Below are 11,712 nucleotides of genomic sequence, written 5' to 3'. Positions count from 1 at the left end.
ATTTTTGGGAGATTCCATGCCATGAAGTTCGAGCGCATCAACCCGCTGACCGGAGATGTCGCGTCCAGCGCAGAGGCCATGACCGCCGATCAGATGCCGGCCATCGCGGCGCGTGCGGGCGCCGCCCAGCCTGCCTGGGCCGCGCAGGGCCCGAACGCGCGGCGCGCCGTGCTGCTCCGGGCGGCAGATGCCCTGGAAGCGCGCAAGGACGCGTTCGTCGATGCCATGATGGGCGAGATCGGGGCGACGGCCGGCTGGGCCATGTTCAACCTCGGCCTCGCGGCCGGCATCGTGCGTGAAGCGGCTTCGCTCACGACCCAGATCGCGGGCGAAATCATTCCCTCGGACAAGCCGGGCTGCCTGGCGATGGCCATCCGCGAGCCGGTCGGCGTGATCCTGGGCATCGCTCCGTGGAACGCCCCGATCATCCTGGGCGTGCGCGCGATCGCCGTGCCGCTCGCCTGCGGCAATGCCGTGATCCTCAAGGCCAGTGAGCAGTGCCCGCGCACCCATGCCTTGATCATCGAGGCTTTCGCCGAAGCCGGTTTCCCCGAAGGCGTCGTCAATGTCGTCACCAACGCGCCTGCCGATGCGGGTGAAGTGGTCGGCGCGCTGATCGATGCGCCTGCAGTGAAGCGCATCAATTTCACCGGCTCCACCGCCGTCGGCAAGATCATCGCCAGGCGCGCCGCCGAGCATCTCAAGCCCTGCCTGCTCGAACTGGGCGGCAAGGCGCCGTTCGTGGTGCTGCATGACGCCGATCTGGACGAGGCGGTCAAGGCCGCTGCTTTCGGGGCCTTCATGAACCAGGGCCAGATCTGCATGTCGACCGAGCGGATCATCGTCGTCGAGGCGGTGGCCGATGCCTTTGCGGAGAAGTTCGCCGCGAAAGTCGGCGCCATGGCGACGGGCGACCCGCGCGAGGGCAAGACCCCGCTCGGCGCCGTGGTCGATCGCAAGACGGTGGATCACGTCAACGCGCTGATCGCCGATGCGGCAGGCAAGGGCGCGCGGGTGCTGACCGGCGGCGAGGCGGACAGCGTGCTGATGCCCGCCACCGTGGTCGACGGCGTGACTGCGGCGATGAACCTCTACCGCGACGAGAGTTTCGGTCCGGTCGTCGCGATGATCCGCGCCCGCGACGAGGAACATGCGATCGAACTGGCCAACGACACCGATTACGGCCTGTCCGCCGCCGTCTTCACCCGCGACACCGCACGCGGGCTGGGCGTCGCACGGCGGATCAAGTCCGGCATCTGCCATGTCAACGGCCCGACCGTCCACGACGAGGCGCAGATGCCGTTCGGCGGCGTCGGCGCGTCCGGTTATGGCCGCTTCGGCGGCAGGCAAGGCATCGACAGCTTCACCGAAACCCGCTGGATCACCGTCGAGACCCAGCCCGGTCACTTCCCGATCTAACCGCCCCCTTCACGGCGGGCCTCTCCGGCCCGTGTTCAGCGCCAGATGGCGTTGAGCGCGGGCAGGAGATGGTCGCGGTGCTCGGCGGGTACGCGGTCCAGCAGTTTCTGCTCGAAAGCCTCGATCACCTCGCCCAGTTCGGCGACTTTTACGCTTCCTTCAGCCGTGAGCACGATCGCCAGCGATTTGCCGTCGAGTGGCTCGCGGCGAATCCAGCCTGCGGATTCGAGGCGATTGAGCAGCGGGACCATGTTGGCGCGCTGGATGTCCAGGGTCTTGCCGATCTGGCTGCTGGTCAGGTCCGAGCGATCCTGCACCAGCAGGAGCACGGCGGCTTCGGTGATTCGAAAGCCCTGATCGGCCAGTATATCCCCAAGCTCGCCCATCACGGCATTGGCGGCGCGACGAAGCGCATATCCCGGCAGTTGCCCCAAAAGATCGGTCATTGTCCCTCACGTATTTATGCTATTGACGATAGCAATGTGGTTGTTATGAATTACAGCAATCAAGGAAAGAGGATAGCCATGCAAGAGCGCACCGAACACGACACCGTCTCCTATACCGTCGAAAACCGCATCGCCTGGGTTTCGTTCAATAGGCCCGAGAAGCGCAACTGCATGAGCCCCAGCCTCAATCGGCGCATGAAGGAAGTGCTCGACGAACTGGAATTCCGCGAGGACGTAGGCGTACTGGTGCTGACCGGTGAGGGCACCGCCTTCTCGGCAGGCATGGACCTCAAGGAGTACTTCCGCGAGAACGAGGAAAAGGGCCTCGGCCATGTCCGCAAGGCGCAGCGCGAGGCTTACGGCTGGTGGGAGCGCCTGCGCTGGTATGAGAAGCCGACGATCGCCATGGTCAACGGCTGGTGTTTCGGCGGTGCCTATGGCCCGCTGTTCGGTTGCGATCTGGCCGTGGCGGCGGAAGACGCGCAGTTCGGGCTTTCGGAAATCAACTGGGGCATCCTGCCCGGCGGCGGTGCCAGCAAGATCATCGTCGAGCTGACCGGCTTCCGCAACGCCATGTACCATGCGATGATGGGCGAGAACATCGACGGCAGGAAGGCCGCCGAATGGGGGCTCGTCAACGAGGCGGTGCCTGCGGACAAGCTGAAGCAACGCGTCACCGAAGTCGCCACCGTGCTGCTCGGCAAGAACCCGGTGGCGCTGCGCGGCACCAAGTGGGCGATCCGCCGCGTCAGCGAAATGACCTTCGACAACTCCATGGATTACCTTGTCCGCACGCAGGAAGCGGCGAACTTCTTCGATGCCGAGGGACGCAAGGAAGCGACGCGCCAGTTCATCGACGACAAGACCTACAAACCCGGTCTCGGCGCCTACGATCTGAACAAGGCGCGCTGAGCGCCAGGCCCGGGAGAGGCAGCAATGAACGATACAACCCTTTCGAGGGACGCCGTCGCGCGCCTGCTGCGGCCGCGCTCGGTCGCGGTGGTGGGCGCCAGCGACAAGCCCGGAGCGCTCGGCGCCTCGGTACTGGGCAACCTCGACCGCAACGAGTTCGCGGGCGAGGTCTACCCGATCAACCCGAAGCGTGAGGCGATCGGCTTTCGCAAGTGCCTTGCCTCGGTGGAGGATCTTCCCGGCGGCGTGGACGTCGCCGTGCTGGCGATCCCGCAGGCGGGCGTGCTGGATGCGGTGCGGGGGCTGGCCGCGCGCAAGTGCGGCGCCGCCATCATCTTCTCGGCGGGCTTTGCCGAGGGCGGCGAGGAGGGCAAGGCCCAGCAGGCCGAGATCGCCCGGATCGCCGCCGAGCACGGCATGGTGATCGAGGGGCCGAACTGCCTTGGCCTCGTCAACCATGTCGACGGCATTCCGCTGACTTTCGTGGAAACCGATACCGTGGCGCCGGACGGACGCCGCGCGGTGGGCGTGGTCTCGCAGTCCGGGGCGATGGCGGCGGTGCTCTGCACGACGTTCCAGGCGCGCGATCTGGCGATCAGCTATTCGGTCTCGACCGGGAACGAGGCGGCCAGCGGCGTCGAGGACTATGTCGACTGGCTGGTGGACGACGAGAGTACCCAGGTCGTCGCCATGATCGTCGAGCAGTTCCGGCGACCGGCGCGCTTTCTCGCCGCCGCGCGGCGCGCGCGGGCGGCGGGCAAGCAGGTGGTGCTGCTGCACCCCGGCAAGTCCAGCGCGGCGCGCGAATCCGCCGCGACCCATACCGGCGCCATGGCCGGCGATTACAAGCTCATGCGCCGCAAGGTGGAGCGGGCCGGCGTGGTCTTCGCGGAAACGCTGGAGGAACTCGGCGATATCACGGAAATCCTGTTGCGCGCGCCCGCACTTGCGCAGCCGGATCTGGCCGTGCTGGGAGAATCGGGGGCGTTCAAGGCGCTGACCCTGGATCTGGCCGAAGAACAGGGCATCGTTCTGGCGCCGCTGGGCGACGCGGACTCGCCTGCCCTGCGCGCCGCCTTGCCGCCCTTCGTTCCGGTCAGCAATCCGCTCGACATTACCGCGCAGGGCCTGAGCCAGCCCGAGATCTACACCAATACCCTGGCCGCCTTGCTCGACGATCCGCGGGTCGGCGGCGTGGTGGCGGGCATCATCCAGACCGATCCCGTCACTTGCGCCATCAAGGTGCCGGCGATCATGGCGGCACTGGAAGGCCGGACGATCGGCAAGCCGCTGGTCTTCGCCGGGCTCGATGAAGGCGCGCCGATTCCGCCCGAGCACATTGCCGCACTGCGTGCCAAGGACATCCCCTGCTTCCCCAGCACCGAACGCGCGTTCCGGGCCATGGCCCGGCTCGGCGCCCTGGCAAGCCGGGATCTGGCGGCGAAGGACGCCGCCGTCCTGGCGGTGCCGGGCCTTGCCGACCATGACGGCGTCGTTGCGGAGTATCGCGCCAAGGAATTGCTCGGGCCGTTGGGCTTCGCCTTCCCGGCCGGACGTTTCGCGGATAGCGCCGAGGCGGCGGTCTCCGCTGCCGAGGTGGTGGGCTATCCCGTGGCGATGAAGGCGCAGGCGGCCGCGCTCGGTCACAAGAGCGACGCGGGCGGTGTCATCCTGAATCTTGCCAATGCCGATGCCGTTACCGAGGCCTGGGCACGGATCCATGCGAATGTCGGCGCCTATGACGCCGCACTCGTGCTCGACGGTGTGCTGATCGAGAAAATGGGCGCGCGCGGGCTGGAGATGATCGTCGGCGGGCGCAACGATCCGGAATGGGGACCGGTGGTCCTTGCCGGGTTCGGCGGGGTCACGGCGGAAATCCTCCAGGATGTGCGTCTGTTCACCCCGGACATGCCGGTGGAGCAGATCGAGGCGGAACTGATGCAGCTCAAGAGCGCACCGCTGCTGGCAGGCTATCGCGGCTCCCCCGCGCTGGACGTACCCGCGCTGGCCCGGCTGGTGGCACAAGTCGGCGCGATCCTGGCGGCAGAGCCTTCGCTCGCCGAGATCGACCTCAACCCGGTCATCCTGCACCCCGCAGGCCAAGGCGCCGTCGCCCTCGACGCGCTCATGCTGGTGGAGCGGCAGGAGCATGCCTAGGCAGCATCCGTAGCCTGAACCGACGGGAACGCCGCGACTTTGGAAGATCGCGGCGTTTACCGTTTTCGATAAGCAGACGCGCAAGACCTTGGGAGAAGATATGGCGTCCAATTTTACCGCCGAACGCGCGGACGATCCGCGTGCGATCATCGCCCGCAGCCCGATGCGCGCGCGCCAGCTGCTGGCGATTGCCGTCTGCGTCACGCTCAATGCGCTGGACGGATTCGACGTCCTGTCGATCAGCTTTGCCTCGCCGGGCATTGCCGCCGAATGGGGCATCGATCGTGGCGCGCTGGGGATCGTGCTCTCGATGGAACTGATCGGCATGGCGGCGGGCTCGGTCCTGCTGGGGCCACTGGCTGATCGCATCGGACGGCGACCGACCGCGCTCCTCTGTCTTGTCCTCATGGCGCTGGGCATGGCGGCTACGGCGCATGTCGCCTCGATTTCGCAATTGGCCGCGTTCCGGTTCCTCACCGGTATCGGCATCGGCGGCATGCTGGCCTGCACAAATGCCATGGTAGCCGAATATGCGAGCGACCGCTGGCGGGGCGCAGCCGTCGCCGTCATGGCAGCGGGCTATCCGATGGGGGCCATCGGCGGAGGCGCCTTCGCCACCTCGCTGCTGATAGACGGTACCTGGCGCGACGTTTTCACGTTCGGCGCGGTTGCCAGTGCCACGCTGATCCCGTTCCTGCTGCTCCTGGCTCCTGAAAGCGTCGGTTTCCTGCTGCAGCGCGACCGGCGAGGCGACAGCCTGGCCAAGATCAATCGCGCACTAAGGGGGCTGGGTCATGGCCCGGTGGACCGCCTGCCGGAGCCGGGGCTGAAGGTCCGCCGCAAGACCTCGCTCCACCGCCTTTTCGCGAGCGACTTGCGGCGAACGACGCTGCTCCTGGCAGCGGCCTACTTCTGCCATGTCATGACTTTCTATTTCATCCTCAAATGGGTGCCCAAGATCGTCGTCGACATGGGATATGATGCCTCTGCCGCTGGCGGTGTGCTGGTTTATGCCAATGTCGGCGGTCTGGCCGGCGCGCTCCTGCTCAGCGTCCTGACTTTGCGCCTGCCGCTGCGCTGGATCATGGTCGGAACCATGGCAATGTCCACACTGATGGTGATCTGGTTCGGCCAGGGCCAGACGGATCTCTCCGGCCTTGCTTTTGCTGCCGCCGCGGCTGGGTTCTTCACCAACGCAGGAATGGTTGGATTTTATGCCCTGATCGCCGCCTCGTTTCCCACTGAAGCGCGTGGCGGCGGCACCGGTTTTGTAATCGGCATCGGACGAGGGGGAGCGGCATTGGGACCGGTGGTAGCCGGTTTCCTGTTCCAGAGCGGCATGGGGCTTGATGGCGTCGCTGTCGCCATGGGCCTCGGCTCGTTGATTGCCGCTGCGGCGATATTGGGCGTACCACGCCCGCAGACCTGACTGGTTCTCGTGCCGAATTCCGAGACGCTTGTCACTTTCCAATCAGAAAGAGGCCGGCATCTATGCAAGATGCTTTCATGGGGGGTAGATCACTGCCGCGGTGGGCCGGGGCCGGAGTCTTTCGGCGGATCGGGCCATGAGACCTGGCCGGACGAGGCGCCGTTCGGGTCCAGGGTCACGCGGGCATCCGGAAACGCCTGCTTCAACGCGCGGACTGCCGCGATCTCTTCCCCGCCCGGCACGATCCGCATATTCGGTGATGCATGGTCTTCCTTTTGCTCTTCCCGTCAGGCCAGCGCGTCGCGGTTGGCGGCGATCAGCCGCTCCAGCGCTTCCTGTTCGGCTGGGAGCAAATCGGTCAAGGGCGTGCGGACGGGACCGGCGGGACGACCGATCGCGTTGAGCCCGGCTTTGACGATCGAAACCGCATAGCCGGTACCGCCGTTGCGAATGGCCAGATAGGGCATCACGAAGTCGCGAAGACCGGCCAGGATACGGGCCTGGTCGTGCTCGCGTACGGCCTTGTAGAAACGCAGCGCCCATTCCGGCATGAAATTGTAGATTGCCGAGGAATAAGTCGTGACGCCCATCTCCAGGTAGGCCGGGGCGAAAGTCTCCGCCGTGGGCAGTCCGCCGATATACGTCAGGCGGTCACCCAGGCGCGCGTAGATGCGCATCATCAATTCGATATCGCCCACGCCGTCCTTGAAGCCGACGAGATTGGAATTGCGCTCACAAAGTCGCGCCAGGGTATCGGCCTCGAGGATCGCATTGTCGCGGTTATAGACGATGACACCGAGAGAGGTTGCCTTGCACACGGCTTCCACCCGAGCGGCAAGCCCTTCCTGCTTTGCATTGACCAGATATGCGGGCAACAGCAGCAGCGCATCCGCTCCTGCGCGCTCGGCACGCTGGGCAAGATCAACCGCGATCGCCGTACCGTAGCCGCAGCCCGCGATCACGGGGACGCGTCCTGCCGTAACCGCAACCGCCGCGCGAACGATTTGCTCAACTTCGTCCGGTGTGAGCGAGAAGAATTCGCCTGTACCGCCCGCTGGAAAGATACCGGAAATCGTCTGCCCAAGCATAAAATCACAGTGCTGACGGAATGCCTCTTCATTCACTGAGAAATCGGAACGGAAATGCGTCACCGGGAAAGAGAGCAGGCCGCTGCCGATAGTCGCAGCCGCCGTACCGGGGTCGAAGTTTGCCATGATTTGCCTTCCTCTTATCTGCAGTCACGCTTTGTTGCGGCTTTGCATCGACGTGGGCGACTGTCCAAAACTCGACGTGAATTGAAGGGTACAGTTTCTGGATCAATCCAGCAGTCTTTCCGGCTTCTCCACTCCAGGACAAAAACTACCGACTATCTGAAAGGCAACACTTCGATGGCCGGATCAGGCTCACACTCTCATTCCCCTTGGCCGGGCTGGCGGCGGGCCTGCACCGCTGGGACGTCACGGTCGCTTCCAATCCGCCGCCCTCCCGGTTCCGCAGCCAGAGCGCGCCGCCGTGCGCCACGGCGATGTCGCGGGCGATACTGAGGCCAAGGCCGACGCCGCCCGAGGCCACGTTGCGGGAATCCTCCTGCCGGTAGAAAGGCTCGAACACCATTTCCAGCTTGTCCTCGGGAATGCCCGGCCCGCGATCGGCGACGACGATGGTGACGGTGCTCCCGTCCCCCCGCAGCACGAGTTCGGCGCTGCCGCCATAGCGCAGCGCGTTCTCGACGAGATTCTGTATGCAACGCCGCATCCCTTGCGGGAACCCGGCCAGAGGTCCGCCGGTCGTGCCAGAAAGCGTTACCTTTGCGCCCTGTTCGACCTGGGCTGCGGCTATTTCCGCGACGATCCCGTCCAGGTCCACCTCCGTGCAGAGGTCCTCGTCCACGCCGCCGCGCATGAAGGAGAGCGTGGCATCGACCATCTCTTCCATCTCGCCCAGGTTCTTGCGGAAGCCCGCCTTCAGCTGCTCGTCGGGTAGCAGTTCGGTGCGCAGGCGCAGCCGGGTGATGGGGGAGCGCAAGTCGTGCGAGACGGCGGCGAGGAAGCGGGTGCGCTCCTCGATATGGCCGAGCAACCGCTCCTGCATCGCATTGAAGGCCTCCGCCGCGCGTCGCACTTCGGGCGGGCCGCCGGCTTCCAGCGGCGCACTGCGGATATCCCGTCCGAGTGCTTCGGCGGCGTTCGCCATGCGCTTCAGCGGCGCCATCGCCAGCCTCACCGCGAACCAGGTCAGGGCCGCGACCATCAGGATGCGCAGGAGATAGATGCGCAGGATATAGTCGGCGATCGTGCCGACGCGGTCGAAATCGGCACCGTTCTCGTCCTCGCGGCCGGTGGCGACGAGCCAGGGTTGGTCGGGACGAAGGCGTACGGCGACTTCGAATTCGGCCACCGGATCGCGCGCGGACATCATGCTCCAGCTGGTGGCGGCGCGGCCGCGGTTGTCGAGCAGGCGTGCGCCGAGGGTGCGGACTTCGACCGGGCGGCCCATGTGTACGGCGATCACCTGTTCCAGCAGCAGCGACGAGCGCTTCAGGTCCGGCGCAGGCAGGTCTGCCACCGGCAATTGCCGGGAGAGGTGCAGCGAAAAGCCCGGCGCCTGCAATTCGGCGGCGAGGGCAGGGCGCTGCTGCTGCGGCCGGGCGTCGAGCAGCCGCAGGGCATCGGCCACCCGCGTCGCGAAGACGCGCGTGGGAATTTCCAGCATCTGGCGGCGGCGGCTTTCGAACCAGATCGTGCTGGTCAGCAACTGGGCGAGGATCACCCCCGCCACGAGGATGCAGGCGATCCGCGCCGAGAGCGATGTGCGCCGGAAGCTGCGCACGCCGAATCCGGCCACCCTCTTCAACAGGCCCGCCATGTCAGGCCGCGTGGACCACATCCACCGCGAGCACGTATCCGCCGTTGCGTACGGTGCGGATCAGGTGCGGGTTGCGGGCATCGTCGCCCAGCAACTGGCGCAGGCGGCTGATGCTCATGTCGATGGCGCGGTCGGTCGGATCGCGCTCGCGCCCATAGACCTGCCGGGCGAGGAAATCGCGGCTGAGCGTCTGGTAGGGATGGCGCAGCAGGGTGCGCAGAGCGAGAAAGTCAGAGCCGCCGACCGGAAACGTCTCCTCGCTCGCCGTCCGGCGGAGCAGGGTGCGCCGCACGTCGAGCTGCCAGCCTGCAAAAGCGATGACGTTCGGTTCGGCAGGCGTGGGCGGCGCTGCGCTGCGTTCGGCGCGGCGCAGGACGACGCGGATGCGGGCGAGCAGTTCGCGGGGATCGAAGGGCTTGGGCAGATAGTCGTCTGCGCCCATCTCAAGGCCGATTATTCGGTCGATCAGCGCGCCCCGCGCTGTCAGCATGATGATCGGAATATCATGGCGCTCGGTCAGCGAGCGGCAGAGCGAAAGACCGTTGGTGCCCGGCAGCATGAGGTCGAGGATGATGAGATCGGGCGTCCGGGTTTCCAGATGGCGCCACATCGCCTCGCCGTCCGCGACACCTTCGGCGTCCAGTCCGGCCTCCTTCAGGTACGTGCAGAGCAGGGTGCGGATGTCGGCATCGTCATCGACGACGAGAATGGCGCTCATCGGCCTTGCCCCTTTGTATCGGCGTGCGTTGTTACATTGGGTGACAAAGCGTTTCGGCCCCTGACAAAAAAGCACAAATTCACGGATTTACCCTGCTGCGCCCGCTGATAGGGGCCTCTCTATTATGCGAATGATTTGCATTAGTAGGGGCTTTTCACTGTGAGACCAATGATTTTCAGCCAGGCCATGCTGCGCGGCTCGCTTGCAGCGCTTGCCAGTGCCCTGTGCTTCGCGCAGCCTGCCGTCGCCGATGAGGCGGATGAGGATTCCATCGTCGTCACCGGCCAGCGGACCGAGGACACGAAGTCCTACACCGGCCATGAAGCCAGCATCGCCATCGGCCTGCCGCTGAGCCTGCGCGAAACCCCGCAGACCGTCACCGTCGTCACCCGCCAGCTGCTCGACGACCAGCAGATCGAGACCATCGACGACGTGCTGGGCACGACGCCGGGCGTCACCTCCTATGCCAACGACAATGCGGGCCGCACGACGTACCGCGCCCGCGGCTTCGATATCACCAACTACCGCATCGACGGCATGCAGGTGGACGGCCAGACCAACTTCAGCGGCGGCGGCGCCTCCACCAACATGGACCTCTACGACAGCGTCCAGATCGTGCGCGGCGCCAACGGCCTGCTGGGCGGCACCGGCGATCCTTCGGCGACGATCTATCTCCAGCGCAAGCAGCCGACGACCACGCTCGGCGCCAGTGGCATGCTGACGCTCGGCAACTGGAACAAGCGGCGCGTGATGGGTGATCTCAACGTGCCGGTGACCACGGACGGCGGCGTGCGCGCGCGCCTCGTTTTCACCGATGAGAGCACCGACACCTTCCGCGAGCGCGAACATATCGACCGGCGCGGTATTCTTGCCAATGTCGCGGTCAATCTCGGCCCGCAGACCGTGCTCAACGGCGGCATCCAGTACGAGCGCACCCGCAACGACGGGGCTTCCTGGGGCAGCAACGTCTCGATCTGGTTCGCGGACGGCACTCTGGCGAACCTCCCGCGCAAGACCAACCCGGTCACCGACTGGAGCGTCGCCAAGCGCGAATCCACCACGGCCTTCGTCAATCTCGACCATCGCTGGGATAATGGCTGGCACCTCAAGGTCGGCTATGCGCGCACAGAGGGCGAGACCTACAACAATATCGGCGTCGCCAAAGTCAACAATGCCGCGCGCAACGTCGGCGGCTTTGCGGGCTTCTGGAACCGGGACGGTACCGGCGGCTATCTCAACGGCATCCACTCCGAATACGAGACCGGCCGCGACAATGTGGACGTCACCCTGAGCGGCCCGATCCACCTCTTCGGGCGCGAGCACCAGCTGATGTTCGGCGTCAACGGCTACCGCGACAGGGTGACCGAATATGCCTTCAGCGCGGCGCTGGGCAACTGCAGCATCGCCGGCGTCGCGCCATGGAGCGGCTGCCAGTACCGCGCAGCGGGCCTGCCGATCGACGACTGGCGGACCTGGGACGGCTCTTATGCGAACTACGAGACCTTCCGCACCGATGCCCGCGCCGTGGACAAGACGCGCAACATCGGCGGCTATGCGGCGGGCCGCTTCAGCCTGATGGACGGCTTGACCGCCATCGTCGGCGGTCGCATCAGCGACTACAAGGCCCACGGCGGCGACTACAATGTCTCGAATGTCTGGAAAGCGGACGCGACCACGACGCGACAGAAGGGCGTGTTCACGCCTTATGCCGGGCTCGTCTATGACGTGACGCGCGAAATCTCGCTCTATGCCAGCTACACCGACAT

Annotated in this window: 9 protein-coding genes (1 of these 9 cut by a window edge); 5 read left to right on the top strand and 4 right to left on the bottom strand. The window is 65.8% G+C overall.

Features of this window, described 5'->3' with window-relative positions; translation table 11 throughout:
• The first annotated feature begins 21 nt into the window (after window positions 1-21).
• Entirely contained in the window at window positions 22-1,419 is a 1,398-nt protein-coding gene (locus AC4D6D_RS17950; RefSeq protein WP_491328409.1) for an aldehyde dehydrogenase, read from the top strand.
• A 35-nt stretch (window positions 1,420-1,454) separates the two neighbouring features.
• Here AC4D6D_RS17950 and AC4D6D_RS17945 read toward each other — a convergent pair whose 3' ends face one another.
• Complete coding sequence (locus AC4D6D_RS17945) at window positions 1,455-1,865, bottom strand: MarR family winged helix-turn-helix transcriptional regulator (protein ID WP_491328408.1); 411 nt, start codon at window positions 1,863-1,865, stop codon at window positions 1,455-1,457.
• A gap of 78 nt (window positions 1,866-1,943) precedes the next feature.
• On the opposite strand from AC4D6D_RS17945, the gene AC4D6D_RS17940 reads away from it, so the two are divergent.
• The 3 genes from AC4D6D_RS17940 (at window position 1,944) to AC4D6D_RS17930 (ending at window position 6,363) form a co-directional block, all read left to right on the top strand.
• Window positions 1,944-2,777: a p-hydroxycinnamoyl CoA hydratase/lyase gene (locus AC4D6D_RS17940; RefSeq protein WP_491328407.1), complete on the top strand. Its 834-nt coding sequence runs from the start codon at window positions 1,944-1,946 to the stop codon at window positions 2,775-2,777.
• Window positions 2,778-2,801: 24 nt separating this feature from the next.
• Complete coding sequence (locus AC4D6D_RS17935) at window positions 2,802-4,934, top strand: acetate--CoA ligase family protein (RefSeq protein WP_491328406.1); 2,133 nt, start codon at window positions 2,802-2,804, stop codon at window positions 4,932-4,934.
• Window positions 4,935-5,034: 100 nt separating this feature from the next.
• Window positions 5,035-6,363 (top strand): MFS transporter, encoded by a 1,329-nt coding sequence (locus AC4D6D_RS17930; protein WP_491328405.1) that lies wholly within the window; start codon window positions 5,035-5,037, stop codon window positions 6,361-6,363.
• A 287-nt stretch (window positions 6,364-6,650) separates the two neighbouring features.
• On the opposite strand, the gene kdgD is transcribed toward AC4D6D_RS17930, so the two are convergent.
• From kdgD to AC4D6D_RS17915, 3 genes are all read right to left on the bottom strand, one after another.
• Window positions 6,651-7,577, bottom strand: coding sequence for a 5-dehydro-4-deoxyglucarate dehydratase (gene kdgD / locus AC4D6D_RS17925; RefSeq protein WP_491328404.1), 927 nt, complete (start codon window positions 7,575-7,577; stop codon window positions 6,651-6,653).
• A 145-nt stretch (window positions 7,578-7,722) separates the two neighbouring features.
• A complete protein-coding gene (locus AC4D6D_RS17920; RefSeq protein WP_491328403.1) occupies window positions 7,723-9,228 on the bottom strand; it encodes an ATP-binding protein in 1,506 nt (501 codons plus the stop codon).
• Window position 9,229: 1 nt separating this feature from the next.
• Window positions 9,230-9,946, bottom strand: coding sequence for a response regulator (locus AC4D6D_RS17915; protein WP_491328402.1), 717 nt, complete (start codon window positions 9,944-9,946; stop codon window positions 9,230-9,232).
• A gap of 168 nt (window positions 9,947-10,114) precedes the next feature.
• On the opposite strand from AC4D6D_RS17915, the gene AC4D6D_RS17910 reads away from it, so the two are divergent.
• On the top strand, window positions 10,115-11,712 hold the 5' portion of the coding sequence (locus AC4D6D_RS17910) for a TonB-dependent siderophore receptor (protein WP_491328760.1). The gene runs 664 nt beyond the window's last position; 1,598 of the gene's 2,262 nt are visible here — the first part of the coding sequence; its start codon is at window positions 10,115-10,117; its stop codon lies off the right edge, out of view.

It is taken from the genome of Novosphingobium sp. BF6 (assembly GCF_058273105.1).
This window is presented reverse-complemented; position numbering and strand designations above follow the sequence as displayed.